The 18714-nt window shown below is 45.2% G+C and carries 16 protein-coding genes and 1 tRNA gene; 5 read left to right on the forward strand and 12 right to left on the reverse strand.

Annotation, left to right across the window (positions count from 1 at the left end; genetic code table 11):
* Positions 1–112: 112 nt before the first annotated feature.
* Both ACHZBG_RS12460 and ACHZBG_RS12465 read right to left on the reverse strand, forming a co-directional pair.
* Entirely contained in the window at positions 113–1942 is a 1830-nt protein-coding gene (locus tag ACHZBG_RS12460; protein WP_320129784.1) for a phosphoenolpyruvate carboxykinase (GTP), read from the reverse strand.
* Between the two features lie 155 nt (positions 1943–2097).
* Positions 2098–2646 (reverse strand): cyclic nucleotide-binding domain-containing protein, encoded by a 549-nt coding sequence (locus ACHZBG_RS12465; protein ID WP_320129785.1) that lies wholly within the window; start codon positions 2644–2646, stop codon positions 2098–2100.
* 118 nt (positions 2647–2764) lie between these two features.
* On the opposite strand from ACHZBG_RS12465, the gene ACHZBG_RS12470 reads away from it, so the two are divergent.
* The 3 genes from ACHZBG_RS12470 (at position 2765) to ACHZBG_RS12480 (ending at position 6452) form a co-directional block, all read left to right on the forward strand.
* A complete protein-coding gene (locus ACHZBG_RS12470) occupies positions 2765–3196 on the forward strand; it encodes an MFS transporter (RefSeq protein ID WP_320129786.1) in 432 nt (143 codons plus the stop codon).
* Positions 3081–4127 (forward strand): glycoside-pentoside-hexuronide (GPH):cation symporter, encoded by a 1047-nt coding sequence (locus ACHZBG_RS12475; RefSeq protein ID WP_320129787.1) that lies wholly within the window; start codon positions 3081–3083, stop codon positions 4125–4127. The genes ACHZBG_RS12470 and ACHZBG_RS12475 overlap by 116 nt, the downstream gene beginning before the upstream one ends.
* Before the next feature lie 72 nt (positions 4128–4199).
* A complete protein-coding gene (locus ACHZBG_RS12480; RefSeq protein WP_320129788.1) occupies positions 4200–6452 on the forward strand; it encodes a U32 family peptidase in 2253 nt (750 codons plus the stop codon).
* Positions 6453–6510: 58 nt separating this feature from the next.
* Here the strand turns inward: ACHZBG_RS12480 and ACHZBG_RS12485 are convergent, their stop codons facing one another.
* From ACHZBG_RS12485 to ACHZBG_RS12500, 4 genes are all read right to left on the reverse strand, one after another.
* Positions 6511–7056: an NUDIX domain-containing protein gene (locus tag ACHZBG_RS12485; RefSeq protein ID WP_320129789.1), complete on the reverse strand. Its 546-nt coding sequence runs from the start codon at positions 7054–7056 to the stop codon at positions 6511–6513.
* A 149-nt stretch (positions 7057–7205) separates the two neighbouring features.
* On the reverse strand, positions 7206–8228 hold the full coding sequence (gene asd / locus ACHZBG_RS12490) for an aspartate-semialdehyde dehydrogenase (RefSeq protein ID WP_320129790.1): 1023 nt from the start codon (positions 8226–8228) through the stop codon (positions 7206–7208).
* Between the two features lie 218 nt (positions 8229–8446).
* Positions 8447–9085, reverse strand: coding sequence for a P-II family nitrogen regulator (locus ACHZBG_RS12495; protein ID WP_320129791.1), 639 nt, complete (start codon positions 9083–9085; stop codon positions 8447–8449).
* Positions 9082–10548: a DUF1538 domain-containing protein gene (locus tag ACHZBG_RS12500; protein ID WP_320129792.1), complete on the reverse strand. Its 1467-nt coding sequence runs from the start codon at positions 10546–10548 to the stop codon at positions 9082–9084. The genes ACHZBG_RS12495 and ACHZBG_RS12500 overlap by 4 nt, the downstream gene beginning before the upstream one ends.
* A gap of 181 nt (positions 10549–10729) precedes the next feature.
* Here ACHZBG_RS12500 and ACHZBG_RS12505 point away from each other — a divergent pair.
* Positions 10730–10803 (forward strand) — tRNA-Ala (locus tag ACHZBG_RS12505).
* Positions 10804–11480: 677 nt separating this feature from the next.
* Here the strand turns inward: ACHZBG_RS12505 and ACHZBG_RS12510 are convergent.
* Genes ACHZBG_RS12510 through modA form a run of 4 tightly spaced genes read right to left on the reverse strand, consistent with a single transcriptional unit; the run spans position 11481 to position 14479 of the window.
* Positions 11481–12230: a Rossmann-like domain-containing protein gene (locus tag ACHZBG_RS12510; protein ID WP_320129793.1), complete on the reverse strand. Its 750-nt coding sequence runs from the start codon at positions 12228–12230 to the stop codon at positions 11481–11483.
* Complete coding sequence (locus ACHZBG_RS12515) at positions 12211–12909, reverse strand: ATP-binding cassette domain-containing protein (protein ID WP_320129794.1); 699 nt, start codon at positions 12907–12909, stop codon at positions 12211–12213. Before ACHZBG_RS12515 ends, ACHZBG_RS12510 begins: the two co-directional genes overlap by 20 nt.
* Positions 12903–13700 (reverse strand): ABC transporter permease, encoded by a 798-nt coding sequence (locus ACHZBG_RS12520; RefSeq protein ID WP_394699399.1) that lies wholly within the window; start codon positions 13698–13700, stop codon positions 12903–12905. The genes ACHZBG_RS12515 and ACHZBG_RS12520 overlap by 7 nt, the downstream gene beginning before the upstream one ends.
* A gap of 2 nt (positions 13701–13702) precedes the next feature.
* Positions 13703–14479, reverse strand: a complete 777-nt coding sequence (modA, locus tag ACHZBG_RS12525; RefSeq protein ID WP_320129796.1) for a molybdate ABC transporter substrate-binding protein — start codon at positions 14477–14479, stop codon at positions 13703–13705.
* A 532-nt stretch (positions 14480–15011) separates the two neighbouring features.
* On the opposite strand from modA, the gene ACHZBG_RS12530 reads away from it, so the two are divergent.
* Positions 15012–15215 (forward strand): hypothetical protein, encoded by a 204-nt coding sequence (locus tag ACHZBG_RS12530; protein WP_320129797.1) that lies wholly within the window; start codon positions 15012–15014, stop codon positions 15213–15215.
* 169 nt (positions 15216–15384) lie between these two features.
* Here ACHZBG_RS12530 and ACHZBG_RS12535 read toward each other — a convergent pair whose 3' ends face one another.
* Both ACHZBG_RS12535 and ACHZBG_RS12540 read right to left on the reverse strand, forming a co-directional pair.
* Positions 15385–16146 (reverse strand): MBL fold metallo-hydrolase, encoded by a 762-nt coding sequence (locus ACHZBG_RS12535; protein WP_320129798.1) that lies wholly within the window; start codon positions 16144–16146, stop codon positions 15385–15387.
* A 413-nt stretch (positions 16147–16559) separates the two neighbouring features.
* The gene (locus ACHZBG_RS12540; RefSeq protein ID WP_320129799.1) at positions 16560–18692 is read right to left on the reverse strand and encodes a prolyl oligopeptidase family serine peptidase; all 2133 of its coding nucleotides are present in this window, start codon (positions 18690–18692) and stop codon (positions 16560–16562) included.
* Positions 18693–18714 lie beyond the last annotated feature (22 nt).

The raw sequence follows: 18714 nt of genomic DNA on the forward strand, positions 1-18714 counted from the left end.
AAAAAGCGGCGAACCCAGACAAGACGCAAGCCAACTTGACTGCTAAAAAAGACGACCCTTCCAAAAAGGAAAGGCCGTCTATCATTGTTATATAAAAGGAGAGGAAAAACTATTACTTGGCAGCCTTGAGATTAGCCTCAAGCGTGTCGAGGAAGGTTGCAAGCTCACTTGGAAGGTGCTTGCCAAACTTCGGGTAATGGTTTGTGCGGATGTCCTGGACTTCAGAGAGCCAACCGTCGATATCAACAGCAAGAAGCTCTTTCATATCTTCTTCGGTTACACCCTCTGGGCGATCGATGGCATCATAGGTCGGCATGACACCGATCGGAGTCTCAACAGACTTTGCAGTGCCTTCACAGTTCTCGAAGACCCACTTGAGGACACGGCTGTTTTCACCGTAACCAGGCCACAACCACTTGCCTTCGGCAGTCTTGCGGAACCAGTTGACGTAGAAAATCTTGGGAAGCTTATCCTGATCGGGGGCAGCATGGCCAATGTCCAGCCAATGCTGGAAGTAATCGCCCATGTTATATCCACAGAACGGCAACATTGCAAACGGGTCACGGCGGATGGTTCCGGCCTTGACATCGAGAGCTGCTGCGGTAACTTCGGATCCAACGATTGAACCAAGGAATACACCATGGTTCCAGTCATTGCTTCTGTGTACCAAGGGAATGGTCTTCGGACGACGTCCACCGAAGAGAATTGCACTTATCGGGACTCCCCTTGGGTCTTCCCATTCAGAGGCAATGCTCGGGCATTGTTTTGCAGGGGCAGTGAAACGTGCATTTGGATGGGCAGCAGGTTTCTGGCTCTTGTCAGCCTTATTCTGGGTCCAGGGATTGCCATTCCAGTCGATTACCGTTCCAGGGGCATCGTAGCCGATACCTTCCCACCATACATCCTTGTCCTCGGTCAAAGCGACGTTGGTAAAGATTGTATTTGAAGAAGCAGCGACAAGGGCATTGTGGTTGGAATCATCGGAGGTTCCAGGAGCTACGCCGAAGAAACCTGCCTCTGGGTTGATGGCATACAGTCGGCCATCGGCACCAAATTTCATCCAGGCAATATCGTCACCTACGGTCTCTACTTTCCAACCAGGAATGGTCGGAACCAACATTGCGAGGTTGGTCTTACCACAAGCCGAGGGGAAAGCACCGGTTACGAAACGGCTCTTGCCTTCAGGATTGGTAATCTTGAGAATCAACATATGTTCGGCCAACCAGCCTTCATCACGGGCAAGGACAGAAGCTATGCGAAGGGCAAGACACTTCTTTCCAAGCAGGGCATTCCCGCCGTAACCTGAACCATAGGACCAGATCTCCCGGGTTTCAGGAAAATGCGAGATATACTTCTGGTCCATCGGGGCACAAGGCCATTTGCCATTGTCTGCTTCGCCTTTGGCGAGGGGTTTTCCAACGGAATGGTAACAAGGAACAAAATACCCGTCAGTACCAAGTTGCTCAAGAACTTTTTTGCCGACGCGGGTCATGATCATCATATTGCAGACAACATAGGGGCTATCGGTAAGTTCAACACCAATCTTGGAAATGGGAGAACCAATAGGTCCCATGGAGAATGGAATGACATACATGGTACGGCCTTTCATGCAACCACGATACAATGCTGTCATTTCCTTTTTCAATTCAGCTGGAGCCATCCAGTTATTGGTAGGGCCGGCTGATTCCTGAGTCTCGGAAGAAATGTACGTACGTTTCTCGACACGAGCAACGTCAGAAGGATCAGAAAGATACAGTACACTTCCAGGTTTCTTTTCTGGATTCAGTCTAGTGGCAAGGCCACATGCTACCTGGGCATCAATCAACTCATCGTATTGAGCTGAGCTACCGTCTGCTACGACAACTTCATCAGGGGTGGTAAGGGATACGAAATCCGCAAGCCATTTTTTTAGCCCATCATGCTTGATCTCTTGTACGGTCATGGACTACTCCTTCAACTAGTATTTCTTTTTCAAAACGCAACTCTAAACCAAGTTTAGAATTGCCCTATGAATTTACAATTAATTCAATTGTTTAGCAATACTATTGTATACAAGAAATCCACGAATTCGGGAATCCAAAGCGCCAATCATGGAATCTATAGCATGGAACCATGAAACCGGGAATTAAAACTCAGATATAAATCTGGAGGTACATCCTTTGGTATATCCAAGAGAAAATCAGAGATTTTCTTGAGACGTTCCTTCAACGTATCTTTCTTTGTAAGTTGCACTTCCTTGAGAGCCTCAAAACATTCCTGAATGATTTGCTGTTCATTCTTGACTTCTTGGATTGCCATCTTGAAACGTTGGCTCAGGTCAAGGACAATCTGTCTGGTCTCTTCTGGATGAGCCTCTATGAAAGCAGGAAACTTGGCCTCGGAAATTTCCACCAAGACGCAGTCTGTCATGGCCACCGCAGTTGCATTGCGGGGTTCTCCTGCAAACAGGCCCATTTCCCCCAGACTCGAACCCGGCCGAGCTATTTCCACAAGCTCAAATTGTTCCGGAGTCCTGTAGTTGAGAAAGAGACCGACTGTTCCGCTTCGAAGCAGGAACATGGTAGAACAAGGACTTCCCTGTTCATAGATAACAGTATCTTTGCCTACTTCGGCAATCAAGTTCCCTGCATCTGTCTTTTTCTGCATTGAACACCTCCTTTTCTTGGTTGGGTTCCCCATAATTATACTCTTGAGGGCTCTTGCAACACAAGACACCAATCATTCATCTTGCAAGCTGGAAATTCTGTGGTACACTTTTTTTATTATGGATTCAAACCAACATATAAAGACGAGTGAAAAACTGGCCTATGGGTTTGGCTGTTTCGGCCAAAATATGATTTATAGTCTCATGGCAAATTTCTTGCTCTTTTTCTATACGGATGTATTCGGCCTCCTCCCTTCGGTGGCAGGAACAATCCTGCTTCTTTCAAAACTCTGGGATGCCATCAACGATCCCATGATGGGTATGCTGGCAGACAAAACCAAAACCCGCTGGGGAAAATTCAAACCCTACCTGATCTTCACCCCCATCCTTTTTGTTCCCTTCGCCGTGGCAGCTTTCAGTGCCCCCCTCGTTTTCCATGTCGGGGAAAATAGCTTGGGCAACCGTTACCTATATTTGTTTCGGGATGATCTATACAGCCAGCGACGTTCCATTCTGGGCCTTGAGCAGTGCCATTACCAACGATACCAATGAACGCAACAGTGTCGTGGTCTATCCCCGTTTCATTGCAACCGTTGCCATTGCCATTGCAACCCTTTCCACCCAACCCATGATAAGATTATTTTCCAGCTCAGGATCTCCGGCCAGAGGGTATCAAATGACGGCCCTTATTTACAGTCTCTTGACCGTGGCCTGTTTTGCCTTCACTTTTTTCTTCGTAAAAGAGAGAGTCCTACCGACCAATAAAGAAAAATCCTCATTCAAGGATATACTGAAAACCTTCACTTCAAATAAACCACTGATGCTGGTAATCATCAGTGGCTTCTTTACAGGAATTGGGCAGACAGCCAAGTTATCCATGCTGATCTATTACGCAAAATACAACCTTGGCAATGAGATGCTCTATACTCTATTTGCAGGAGCGAACATTCCTTTCATTCTCATCGGTATCTCATCGGTTCCCTTCTTTTGCAGACATTTCGGGAAACGAGCTGCCTGTATCGGTTACTACAGCATCTATGCAATAGGGTCCCTGGGGTTCTATTTTACCGGATGGCATAATTTCGGGCTGTTGCTTGCCTTCAACTGCTTCAGCAGTCTGGGAATGGCAAGTCCACAGGTAATCCAAACCGCAATGATCGCAGATACCATTGAATACGGGGAATTAAAAACAGGAAAAAGGACAGAGGGCACCATCTTCTCGAGCCAGACCTTCCTGGCAAAACTCACGGCTGCCGTAACGTCGGTTATAATTGCCTCATCCCTAGCCTACTTTGGATATGTTCCCAATACTGTACAAAGCGAGCAGGTACTTGCCGGCATACACGGCCTTACTGCTTTCATTCCTTTCTTCTCGAGTCTTCTCGGAATTATTCCCATTGCTTTTTATCCTTTGAGCGAGAAACGTCATGCCCAAATAGTGGAAGAACTCAAGAAACGTTCCGAAAGCTTGACAATGCGGTAAGATTGACAGAAAAGGGACTGCAGGCTATCGTCAGGATGGACATTTTTCGCGAAATGGACCAAAGGATGTACAATGACTGAATTAGCACTGCCAGCAGGATCCCTCCAGGCAGCCCTTGTAGCTTTCAATGAAGGAGCCGATGCCGTTTATCTGGGCATGCGCAGGTTCTCCGCAAGGAAAGAAGCTACCAATTTTAATTTTGAAGAGCTTTCAAAGCTCAAACAAGTAGCCAATGAACAACAGAAAAAAATCTATGTTACGGTCAATACCCTCATTACCGATGAACAACTTGCCGATGTGATAAAACTTTTGCGTCAGATTGCTTTTATTGGTTGTGATGGCGTAATTGTCCAGGACTTGGGAGTCGCTCACCTCATAAAGACCCAGTTTCCTTCCCTTCCCCTGCATGGAAGCACTCAACTTGCCGTTCATACCATTGAAGGGGTAAGGCAGATGCAGGACATGGGCTTTGAACGAGTCGTATTGTCCAGGGAACTGACTCTTGAGGAAATACAGGTTATCCGGGAAGCTTGTCCCGATATTGAACTGAAAATCTTTATCCATGGAGCTCTTTGCTATGGGTTCTCGGGCCTCTGTACTGCCAGCAAGCAACTTTGCGGCCGTAGTGCCAACTGTGGGGCTTGCGCGCAGATCTGCAGATCCTGGTTCTCCCTTGAACAAGATACAGAAACCTCAGAAGCTCTCTCTCCTGTCCCTGAAGGCAAGAATACAGGATGGTATTTTTCCATGAGCGACCTCAAGGGTGGGGAAGCTGCAAAAAAACTTGAGGAAATGGGAATAGAAAGCCTGAAGGTCGAAGGACGCATGAAAGGTCCTGCCTATACCCTGGCGGCGAGCAGATATTATAGGGCGGTTCTCGACGGGAAAGCCTCTGAAGAAGAGAAACAGGCATTGGACCAAAGCCTGTCGGTAGTCTTTGCAAGAAGACAAACCGGAGGCTGGCTCACAGGGTATGGAAGGAAACGGCAATCGTTTGAACCAAGAAACAAACCAACCCTGGGAAGTACCAGTTACCCAGGGCACAGAGGTATTCCCGCTGCACAGGTATTGGTGGTAAAAAGTGATTATGCCGTGGTGACGACCAAGTGCGACCTGGCCATCCGCGATGGAATAATGTTCTTTACCAAAGGCATAAACCAACCTATCGATACAGTCAAATTCAGTCTCAGTGGTATCTACAATAACCAAGGGGCCAGCATGACCTATGCCTATAAAGGCGAAACGGTAGAGATTGAATTGCCTCGTTCAGGCCCCATCCCTCACTCAGGGGAAACGCTGTACCTCATCAGTGCCCATGATCAGAATCCTGCATTGCTCAATGAAAATCTGCCTACATCAAAATTCCCGCTGGATATGACTGTCATCATTGAAAAGAACGAAATTTCCATACAAACGAATTTCATGGATTCCCCGATTATCCAACATTATCCGATGGATATTTCCGTGGCAAATAAAAGCCAGGATTTGACTCATCATCTCCAGACAATTTTCGCCCAAAGCGATACATCATTTTGTACTTTGGGAACGATCACCTATACCAACAATACGGAACTGAAAGACGAGGAAGTCTTCCTTCCCCTTTCCATCCTGAAATCGATCAGGCGCGATTGGTATGGGATTCTTGACAAGAAACTTGCCAACTGGTTGGAACGTGAGGTCGATTTTTCTGAAAGGACAACCCTGATAGAGAGCATACAGCTTCCTGGACGGGAGAAACTTTGTACCAAGGGAGGACTTCCCTATCTGGATATTCCCCAATTGGCAAGCTATCTGGAAAGTGGCAAGAAACCTGAAGGTCTCTTGTTTTTTGAGGATGGAAAGTTCTTTCTTCCCCTGTCCCCTGTCATGTTTGAAGAGGAAAAGTATTATGCCTGCCTCGATTCCATCATCAAGATCCTTGACTCAGAAAATGATTTGGGCAAGACCTATGTCGGATTGAACAATATTGCCCAGATTCGTTGGGCAAAGAAAAATCCCCAGGTCCACTGTTTCTTTGATGCCTACCTGTATCTGGCAAACAGCGAAGCGGCAATCATGGCAACAGAACTTCTACCCAACCTTGCAGGAGGGTATCTATGGGGTGAAACCGACACTTATGAACCCTCACGATGGCCTTTCGTACCATCAAAAGTAGGAGACGTATATACACCTCCCTTGTTCATCAGTCGAAGTTGTTTCAGACGTGATTCCTTGATGCTCAAGTGTGATCAATGCCCGCATAAGGGCTCTTGGTATGTAAAACAGCAAAACCATCGCTACCATGTAATGGTCAATGATTGCATAACCACGGTCACGAAGGCCTGATCTTTCTCATAGTTGGCAATGGGGAGTCTCAAAAGACAATCCATTGCCAAATGGCTAATCATGATCGTATATTTACATAATCTTTGTCCAAGCTAGTTTTTGACAGGAAGGTCTGCAGACCAATCTTCACCCGTTGCAAATCCCGTTCGACGGGAAATGCAATTTCCTTGTTTTGCAGAAGAATCAGGAATTCAGCAAAGGGAACCCACCGTGCAGCCACGGTCTCTTCTTTTTGCAAGACAAGATCGGAAATTTTTACATCTTTTTTAACCAGGTACCTATCGACCAGAGAATTACTCTTTATAAGCGTATCAACAAAATACAGTTCATCTTCCGTAGCTTGGATTCCTGTCTCTTCTCGCAACTCACGCAGGGCACCTTCCTTGCTGGATTCCCCGGCAACTACCGAGCCAGTCGTGTTTTCCCAACAATTTGGATAGATATCCTTGTAGGGAGACCGAAGCGTCAAAAGAATTTCACCTTTTGTATTTACTGTCCAAACGGATATCACGATGTGATAGGTTCCTTCAGGAAGAGCAGCACTCCGTTGGTGAACTTGTCCCAGAGGTTGTCTCTGCATGTCATATAAATCCCAATATTCCATTGTTTCCTCTCCAAAAGACCCAAGAGCTTTGAATCTCACAGTAAAAGCATAGCATTGGACGAAAAAAAGTAACATCCTTTGCATAAGAACAAGGCCCTTACAGACATTGTCTGTAAAGGCCCCAGTATTTTATTGCAGGAAAAATATTTTTATTTTCGAAGTCCGAAGCGTTCGACAAAGGCCTCTGCATTCTGGATTGAACCACCAGCGGCGCCTTTGACGATATTATTGACCATCAAGAGGAAGCCGATCTTGCCGTTCTTCTTCTTCAACCGACCAGTATAGACGACCATTCCCTTCGGATTGCCCCAGAAGGCATACTTAGGCTGTGGGAACGTGTTATCAGAGCCATATTCAACAGGTTGGCAGGGAGTCGAGGGAAGGTCCTGGACTTCCTTGAAGTCAGCCCAAGCTTGAATGACATCCTCGATCTCGGTGTCTTGCTCAAGATCCAACCATACAGATTCCAAGTGGCCGAACATGACGGGAACGCGGACAGTATACGCATACACCTCAGGAGAGATGGACAGGATCTTCTTGATTTCCTTCTCGATCTTTTCTTCTTCACCCTTGATGAAAGGAATGCAGTTGTCGGTGATATCAAAGGAGGAAAGTCCTGGATACCCTGCACCGCTGACACTCTGGTAACTATTGAGCATGATGTTCTTGATACCAAACTTTCTCAAGGGAGCAAGGGCCATGGCCAGGCCGGTGGTTACGCAGTTTGCATTCGTCACGACAAACCCGGTATTCGGATAGCCTTGTTCCTTGATCAAATCAAGTTGCTCGAGATTGGTCTCCGGAATGAGTATGGGGACATTGCTGTCGTATCTCATTGCTGCTGCGTTGGAGAATACATAGAAACCACTGGCTCTGAGCTGAGGTTCAGCTTCCCGGGCTACTTCGGCGGGAAGGGCAGAAAAGACAATCTGCACACCAGCTTCTTTCATGGCTTCAATATTGAATTCCTTGATCTCTATATTTTTTATCTGTTCTGGCATTTCCATGGGGAGAACCCAGTGTGTTGTCGAGGCATAGCCGAGCCCTGCTCGTGCTGCCGATGCTGTGGCAAAGCTTACTTCAAACCAAGGATGGTCTGCGAGCATCCACATAAATACCTGGCCTACGGCACCAGTTGCGCCAATGACGGCTACTTTAAACTTTTTGTCCATATGAGTTCTCTCCTGAACGGTTAGGTTCTGCCGTTCAAATACCTTAAGTGTTAGTACGTTACTGTTTTTTGCTAACTATTACAAGGGACTTTTAACAAAATATACGTAATTTTAACAATATGTTATTATATTAACACAAAGATTCATCATAGTGAACAATTTTCAGTAATTTGGGTCAATTTGATACATAGTGTATTCTTTTTTTTGATATTTGTATATCACTCTTGACTATGCCCAAGGTTTGCGAACTTTTCCACTGGCAATGAATATGCAATGCCACTGCCTGGTTGCTGCAAGCAGGGAAGGCTCACGATGGCTGAAAATACGTCTTCGGCCTTTTCTTGTTCAACCACGATCATCAGCATCTCTTTTTCCGGTACCAGGCTTGCCCCGAAGAAAGTTACATCATCCGGTTTGCTCGTTCCCCGGCCATCTACGATGGTACCGCCACCGGCACCGGCTTTGCGAGCCGCTGCCATTATATCGTCTGCATAACCACTGCTGCAGATCACTTGAATCATTTCCCATTTATTCTGCATGGCTTGAGCTCCTTCTATTGGGTTGGTCGTTTGGTTCATATAGGTTCTTATGCAAGGGAGGGAAAGACAGAGGCCTTTTTTTGTGTGACTGTCTTCTGTGATAGCTTTGAAAACGGACAGAAAATGCTGGTCATCCACGACAGTTATCAACATTTCCTTACGAGAGTCCCCGAGGCAGAGGAAAGAAAGGAAATTGCTACTGGCAGTTCCCCTGACCGAGAATATTGTTCCACCGGTGCTTCCTGCCGCCTTTGCAAGGGTCATCAGATTTTCTGCTTCATTCTTCTCTGCAATGCATACCAGTCGATGATACATCATTTTCTGACTTCTCCTTTATTCTCCATTTTTGCTTGTTTTTTCTTATAGAGCAAGCCCAACAGCTGAATGGTCACCAAGGGAGTCATGGCAACCAAGGCAATCACCCCGAAGGCATCGGTGGCAGGATTGCCTCCCAGCCCCGTAGAGGCTCCTATGGCAAAGGAAAGGATGAAGGTGGAGCTCAAGGGACCTGAGGCAACTCCTCCGCTATCAAAGGCCATTGCCGAGAACAAGGGAGGACACCAACGCATTAAAATCAGGGCAAGGACATACCCGGGAAGCAAGAAATACCAGAGGGAAAGTCCAGTGACTATGCGCAAGAGGGACAGACCTATGGACAGCGATACCCCTATTGCCATGGCAACGAGCATTACTGTTTTACGGATATGTCCATTGCTAATGGTTTCCACCTGATCCACCAATACCCATACGGCAGGTTCTGCAATGACTGTTATTGCCCCCAGGACAAAGCCCATGCCGATGAGCAAGGAAGGCGAAATTGCAGAAAGCGTACTGCCCAGGGTATAGCCTACCGGCATAAAACCGCCTTGGGCACCGACAAAAAAGACAACCAGGCCAATATAGGAATACAGGATGCCCATGACCATCTTGAATACTTGCCTCACTGGCATCTTCACCAGGGTGACCTGGAAGAGTGCACAAATCAAGACCAAGGGAGTCAGGGCCTTGGCGACATCTCCCGCCATTTCAGGAAAAAGATGGATAAAGCCGTTGGTTTCATAGGAGGCCATACTTTGCGAGACCGAACCCATATCTGCATTGGTCTTGAAAAGTCCCAGCACCAGGACGCCAAGGATGGGACCAATGGAAGCGAGGGCAATGAAGCCAAAGGTATCTGCCTCATTCTGGCGTTTCTGGATGCGGGCAATGCCCAATCCCAGCGCCATGATAAAAGGGACAGCCATGGGGCCGGTTGTCGCACCTCCACTGTCAAAGGCTATGGCAGACAAGGAGGGATTGGAGAAAAAGGCCAGGATAAAGATAAGAGTATAAAACATTATCAGGAGTTTCTTGAGCGACAGGGCAAACAGGACTCGCAGCATGCCCAAGGTTACAAACAACCCTACCCCAAGGGCGATCAAGGTGATGAGCAATAGCGGCGATATGGAAGAATTTACCTTCTGTACCTGACTGGCAAGCACGGAAATATCCGGTTCAGCGAAGGTGATGACAAAGCCTATGATGACGCCGGTAAAGATTAGCAAGGGAAGGTTCTTCTTGCCTGTCACCACAGAGCCTATCTTCTCACCGATGGGAAGGAGCCCTATCTCGGTGCCTACCAAAAACAAGGCAAGCCCCAGAATGACAAAAACAGACCCCAGATAGAAAGAAAGGAGTTGGGATTCTGATAGTGGGGATATTGTAAAATGCAGGAGAGTGACCAGTAAACATATGGGGATAATGGAAATGGAAACTTCCTTCAGCTTGCGGAGCAGCTCCATGCATTTCCTCCTGATAAAATTATTTAATTAGAAAATAGTTGCATTAACACCAGTATACCAGACAAGAGACAAAGGAACAACAAATCCAGGAATTTTGAAGAGAGGATATTTGCCCTCCAAAAGTCTGAACCTACTTGACTTTAATTATTCCACTCTTTATTATTCCTTCTGTTGTCGCTTTGGGGGTGTAGCTCAGTTGGTTAGAGCGTTTGAATGGCATTCAAAAGGTCAGGGGTTCGATTCCCCTTACCTCCACTTAGTAAGTCGCTGGTAATCAGCGGCTTTTTTTATGTTTGAATGTGCGACATCTGGCGTTCAAAACAGCCAAGAGAGCGTCCGGCTCTAGAGCCAGTAGGCGCACAAACCAGCCAAAGAAAAAACCGTACTAGCTGTCATAATAATTTTCGTGTGGACAGTATAGTGTTTACCAATCAATGAGAAACATGCTTGTGTTGAATCCAGAATGCTATGAATCCAATAATCCAAAAGAACATGAAATAAACCAGCAGGAATAGCGAAATATAGATAGTAAACAGCGTTTAAACACCATTTACTCAGTTTTATGTCTAAATATTTAATAAACGATAAACGCTGGAATAAACATTGGTAATGCTATTCAATCGTTGAATTGTGAAATACCTGTAAACAGCCAATAAACGGATTTCACAAAAAGTTAATGCAAAATGGCGAACCCCGTTTGAGATAGAATATTTACTCCAGCAACCTTTTCCGTTTACCTCGTCCTGGTTCGTAGCATGATCGTGCTTTCCCTTACACAGGATACGCGTCATTGTACCAACCAATGCGGAAAAAACACAATGGCATCCTCGAACAAGGTCAAGAAAAGCTGAATAATGCAGAAGAGAAATCCCAAAAGAAAATTTCATGGATCTGTTTGATTACCCTGGTCAGAGGTTGCCGGTCCCTACAAATCAAAGAGAAGCAAAACACCAACGTTGCAACCCCATTAATTTGGCGGCACCAGCAAGGGTCGTCCCGAAAAAAACTACATCTTTTCCTATATCCAGATAGTTGACGATGGTACCATTTGCCAACGTACTCCCCGTGCAAAGAACCAGACTTGCCCACTGGAGGGCATCAGTTCTATCCTTGATACTATCCTCAATACAAATACCGCATCGGGTTGTTCCTACTGTTTCAGGGTTCAAATCAAGCACCCGCAAGGAAAAACGGGACCCCAAAACCTCTACCAAGGCAGGTTGGAAACCAACTAGGAGAACCTGGGGATTTCCATAAATTTTCTGAATATGGTCACCTATTTGCTGAGCACAACGTTTTGGACCCTCATCCTTACAGTGTACGGTTCCCTCAATCAGGGAAAGTGAACGCATGACCGCATTCATAGTGGCAATGAACAATCCTCTTGCATGATTGTCAGCAAGGATATCCATCTTCAAGACATCACCTACCGTTCCCGAAAAACTTGAAGGAGCATCAGAAAATACTTGTCCAAACACTCCCTTGTAAGAAGCCTGAAGCATCTGTTCCTTCCCTCTCATGATTGGGTAATCCGTCCTTCCCGGATTTCCAATGGCTTCTTCTGGTGAAAGCGCTCTTACATGGATCTCGATGCTTTTGGTATCAAGCTTATGTTCCTTGACAAGAGAAGCAAATCGATCATGGAGTGTCTTGTAGAATTGCTCATATGCGAAGTCGTTCATAAATATTCTCCTCTGAAAATGATTGAATACACTGCTGATCAAAAATCACGGAAAGAGTCCTATGTTGCATGAAAGTCATACAATCCGCAAAATACCTTGCCTCAGCAAAATCATGGGTAACATGAATGATCGTCTTTCCCAAGTCCTGATGTATGGTCTTGATCATACTACGGACTTGTTTTCTGGTTGCCCAATCAAGTGCACTGAGCGGTTCATCAAGCAACAGAATCTCAGGATCCATCACCAAAGCCCTTCCCAATGCAACCCGCTGCTTCTCTCCGCCGCTGAGTGTCCTTGGCCTAGCTTCTGCCATTGAGGACAAAGCAAGTAAATCAAGCATCGAATCTACTTTTTTCTTTTTCATCTCCCGACTGCAATTATTGAAACGCAAAGGAAAAGCTATATTCTCCGAAACGCTCAGATGGGGAAACAGTGCATAATCCTGATATACAAATCCTATATGCCTCTTCTCAGGCGGAAGATGAGATAATTCGATCCCATTCCATTCGATTGAACCCTGTAAAAGAGGATATCGTCCTGCAAGTGTTTCTAAAAAGACTGTCTTTCCGGCACCACTGGAACCAAGAATGACACAATAAGCTCCCTCATCCAAGGAAAGGTTAACATGCTCCAAGGTAAAGGACCCTGCTATCGATGACAAATCATGGATTCTCAGCACCTTCCACCTTCCTTATCATCTGGCATCAACAACTCCAAGCACGTAATACATACAACCGATACAATGATCAAGATAATGGAAACGCCTAATGCGATATCAAGATCACCTGTGGACATATTCAGAAAAATCGTTGTTGGGAGAATCTCTGTTTTCATTCTGGTCGTTCCTGCTATCATGATTACGGCGCCAAATTCTCCAAGAGCTCGTGACCATGTCATGATTGTTGTGGAAGCCAGTATACGACGCGAAAGAGGGAACGTTACAAAACAAAATGATTGGAAACGGGAACATCCAAGTGTCCTTGCGGTAAATTCCAGATGCGAACTTTGCTCTTCATAACCGCTGTACATCATCACAATCGCATAGGAAAGATTAACAAACACCAAAGCCAAGACAATTCCGGCCTTGGTAAAGACAAAGTCAATCCCAAACTGCGTATACAGCCAATCCCCCAACCCCTTCCTTCCATACAACAACAACAAGGCAACACCGGAAACAAGATGAGGTAAGGATAGGGGTAATGCAAAAATGATGGACAGGGGCTTCTTCAAGGGACGGGCAAGCCCGTGAAGCGCATATCCAACAAATACGGCAATTCCCATACAAAAAATCGTAGCAACCGTTGCCGTCCACAAACTGAGAAACAAGGCACATTGTACTTCTTTTTCCATCAAAGCATATGGCACGCCTTTCCAACCCTCAAATAACAACAGAACAAGAGGGGCAAGAAGAAATACCAAGGCAAAGCAAAGAATTGTCCAAAGAATTATGGAAAACAACTTATTTGACATTTTTATAGGACAGCGTCAAATCCATATTTCTCAAAAATTGTTTTCCCTTCTTCAGAACAAATGAAATCCATGAAAGCTTGGGCCTCGGAAGGATATTTGCTCATCGTCAATGTTCCAACGGGAATAAGTTGGTCAATATTCTGCTCTTCAGGAATAGAGATAGCCTTGACTTTAGAATTTCCAGAAATACTGTCCTTAGTCACGATTGCAGCATCTGCCTGCCCCATCGTAAGCTGAATTACGATCTCATTGACCGTAGCGGCCTGGGAAACAGTATTTGCTATGATTCCCTGTAAATTGTTTTTCTTGATAATTTCTTGGGCAGACAGACCTATCGCATTGGCCTTGGGATCTCCAAGGATAACAGACACTCCGTCTTTCGCCAAATCCTCAAGCCGGACAATGTGTTTTGGATTATCTGAAGCAACTGCGATGCACGGGGTATGATGCGCAACCAAGGAAGGCTCATTTGCAAAACCTTTGTCTTGTGCAATCTTGTACACTTCTTCGGAACCAACAATGAAGACATCCCCTTTCCCTGATAACTGGATCTGGGAAATCAATTGGCCCGATCCCGCATAGATATACTGGATATCAACCAGATGGTCTTTTTCATATGACGCCTTGATCTCTTCCATAGGCTTCTTCAATCCTGCACCTGCATAGACAAGCAATGGGGTCGGTGTTGCAACGGATGACAGCTGCTCTGGCACTCCCTGCGCGGACAGCACCCCGATAAAGAGACAACAAACCAAAACCATCGATACAACTCGTTTCATTAAATCAATCCCTCCATTCCATTATAGTTATATTAATATAATGGGTTTTTCATACTTTATATTGATTAATTCACAACTGCAATATGTTGTACCTACAATCAGGAAAAATTTATAACAACTAACTTTCATTGAAAAATTACATCATTTCATGCAGTTTCTCGAAAAGCAGGAGTTCAATCTGACAAACCTTGTCAATTAATATGGAGAAAAAGCATTGTACATGTAGGAGAAGGTCTTGGGTGTCTCCTTTTTATGGATGTACCTTCCGGTCCATGCAGAAAACATCCTAACCATCTTGGTATTGACATAGCCGAAGCAACAAGGAAAAAAAGAAACCGCATTCTAATGTCTCCTCTACAGGCAACATCCTACTTTGGATATGCCTAATAAAATTAATAAAAAGGCCTATTGACCGCTACCCTTGTTCTTTATTCTGAAAAGAGTTATCATTGTACTATAATATTTCATAAGCGTACTCTCAAAGGGATAAAAACCCTTTTTCGCACAACAGTTATTCTTTTAGGAGGATAGTATGGTGGTGTATCTCATTGTGCTGTTTGTTATCATTGCATTGCTTTTTGGTTCGAGTGCCGCAGGTTTCCTTGCCTTGAGGGTTGTCATTTGGATAGTAGTGATTCTTGGAGTCCTTTCCTTGTTTGGTATTGGATTTTACCATTGGAGAACTCCCATAATAATTGCTTCCATACCACACGTAATGACTTATTTTGCAGTATAGGAAAAAGCCCTTGTGTAACCTGAAGGACCAGAGACAAACAGAAAAAAACGTATAGAAAAACCATTTTTCGCTGTAGATTTAATTTGAAAGGAGAGGTTGATTACCCTTGGGCAATCAACCTCTCCTTTCTCTTCAGGCCAAGATCCTTCGCCAATACTCATACAGCAACTTACAACCACACGGCCCAGTCTCCGTAATCAAATACACCGCTTCCATGATGCAGTTTACCTTCTGACTTCAGAGCCCTGAAAGCATTTTGCATCCTTAGTAGGATTTCAGGTTGAATGTCCAAGCTGTGGTGAGCCGGAAAAACACGCTCTACCGGCAATGCGGCAATCTTCTCCAAGGAATCAAGATAAGCCTGGGGATCGGTGGAAGGATAATAGGCGAACAACGTATCCTTATAGACCAGGTCGCCTGTGAACAGATACTTGCGCGCTTCTTCCCAGAAACACATATGGCCAGGAGAATGCCCAGGGGTATGCAATACCTTGATGCACCGCCCCCCGATGTCTATCTCATCCCCATCCTTCAAGACTCTCGTTGGCGTCCCCTGAAAGAATTCATAGTTGTCTACATCATAGCCTTCAGGCAAGGTACAGCGATCCACCACCATACCCTTGATCTGTTCCATCGATAAGGGAAACTCCCCATTCAACCAATTCAATTCAGCTTCATGAGCAAAAAAATCAGGGAAATACCCATGACCACCGATATGATCCCAATGAATATGGGTGGCCACAGCGGTAATCGGCTTGTCGGTCAGTTTTTTCACCTCTTCATATATGTTACAGATACCCAGTCCGGTATCGATCAGCAAACTACGTTCAGATCCATTTATAAGATAGCAATGAGTCTCTTCCCAATGCCGATATTCACTTATTATGAATGTATCCTTGTCAATCTGGTCTATGGTAAACCACTTGCTCATATTACCTCCAAAAGAATTCCTTGCTCACACATCCTTTTATGCCGGATGTTGTTTAATCCATGCAGGAATTGTCAAAAACAAATCAAGGTAGGAGTACTCCCACCTTTGCCCAAAGTACAAATCTCATGCCAAAACTATATTGACTTGAATGTATCACATCAATGAAGTGAATCATAGAGAGAATTTTACGTCAGCGAACAATAAGGAACAGCAAGGTTACATGTACACCTACACAGATTAGACAGTACAATTCATTGCCAGATAGTATGGGAAAACAATACCTACATCGGATATGCCGTATGAATATTCCCAGATGCCTTTCCAAAACCTGCAAAATACAAAACACCCCATAGGGAGAATTTCCCCATGAGGTGCAACTAGTTCCAGACTTTTTCTCAATATGGACTAAATTTCTAGTAAATCCCCCAGAATGCAGAGATCTTATCCGGTCCATAATACAAGAACATATGAGAGATGTAGGAAGCAAGACGCCAGCCAAGGAGGGCTGCCACAACAAAGGCTCCCGTCCAGACACCACCTGTCATCTTGAACAGCTTACGATACAGATAATTGGTCACTGGTATCAAAATAACCAGGGAAAGAATGCCATGCAAGGCGAACACAACTCCATGATCAAAACTGGAGTATGTCATAATCCAGCCGATGCCAAGTAGCAGGAAAGCTCCCAAGGAGTTCACCACCACTGATATGATTGTATCCTTCGTGTCACTTACATCCTTCAAGATTGTCAGGTTACTTGTCAAGCTGAGCAGGAATGTCCAAGGAAGCAGAATAATGGTGTATTTCAGCATTCGCATGAAACCACTTGGTTTCATTAAATCAAAACAACCGTCAAGAATGACATAGCGCTGCTGGAACAAGGCATTCATAATCAATTCGGTAATATAGCAGGCTGCAAACAGCACCGAACAAAGAAGAAACGCTTTCAAAACAGTCATCCAACCGGAAGCAATATTCAACGAGGCAAGAGTTGGCAATTGAGTATCCTGTTTTTTCCTGAATGCATAGGAAAGGATTACAAAAAGAACAATACCTGCAACTGCTGTTCCCATAATGATAAACAGCATTCGGATGTGCCCTGGTTCACAAGGGAAGAATCTCGACATCATTGCATTTGATACTTGGAAATGCAAGTTCTCGAGTGTCCCCATATAGGCTCCAAAGAAGCCAGCAAGGACAGAGGCGGCACAAGCAATCCAGAACTTTGAATCTTTTGTAGTCATGCTTGGTGAGTACATCGGTCTCACGCAAGGAGAGAAAAACTTACTCTTCAAGAGAATTGAGGCCAGGGCTATGAGCATGCCAATCATGGAAAAGAACGCCAACGTCGTACAAAGCAGGGCATAATAACACGTCAAGCTTTGCGTACTGATGGGTTTTGTCGAAGCATCCGAGAAATTTCCATTATTATATTGAAGCGCCTGGGTAAAGAACTCAAGATCTTCCGTAATTCCGGTTTTTCCCCATTCATTGCCTGAATGAAAGGTCTCAGGACTATACAACAACCGGGCACTACGATTCTCAACGGCTGTTTTCAAGGTAGGCGTATTGCTGGAAGTAGTTGTAAACATCTCTCCGATTTTTTGACTCGTGGCGAGTGTATCCAAAGTGTAATCGGCTGTCGCATACCAGTTCTTACGCTCGACGGAAACCTCTCCAGTATGGAAAGCAGCTTTGTACTGTTTTGTCTCCCCGACATAATATGCAGCTGGATTCTCATGCGTGCCTAGACCGACCATCAAATTGCACTGAGGATCCCTAAGCACTTCGTGTCCGGCGACCATGACTTTTTTATTGAATTGGCTTGCCGAAATCCGTGCAGCTTTCACATAACCATCATAACGTACCTGTTGCTCTTGCCTCATATACTGATAAACGGCAAGATTTTCCTTACTCAATTGATTGGAAGCGATGATATCAGCATTCTGGACCAGCTGCTCTTCACTGATTCCGATTTGGAACGTATCATGCAGTATGTTCAACATCCGATCGTTCATGGTGTAATAATCCTGATCCTGGAAAATTGCTTTGCTAACTAGCAGATATCCGGCCGAATGACCCCACATTGCGATTCTGCCCTTATCCACATAGGAAAGGGAACGTGCATACTCCAAGGCATCAAAATATCCATTTGTTCCATCTCGTCCATAGGTGCTTGCATTTCTTCCATCATCACTGATCGCCGGTTGCCCGGACATTCCCGCACCATATGCACTGACATTCAGCACCACAAATCCTCTTCTTGCAAATTCCCAGGCAACAAGTGCGCAGGCATTCAGGTTCTCCGAACCTCCATGAGCAAGAATGATGCAGGGCAACTGTTTGCTACTGTCCGCATTTGCAGGCTTGTAAAGTTTCATGGAAAGATCGACACCTCGTACATCAATGGTGACATCAGTGGAATCAATCTTGAATCCTCTCGTCGTGATGACCTGAGCAAGAAGTGCGAACACGAAAATCAAAACGATGAAAAGAAGCAACAGATTTCTGCTGCCCTCTTTTGTCTTCAACGACCATTTGTCCATTCTTGAACCTCCCTAGCATTAT

Source organism: uncultured Sphaerochaeta sp., from assembly GCF_963676625.2.
In the GTDB taxonomy this organism is placed as follows: Bacteria; Spirochaetota; Spirochaetia; order Sphaerochaetales; family Sphaerochaetaceae; genus Sphaerochaeta.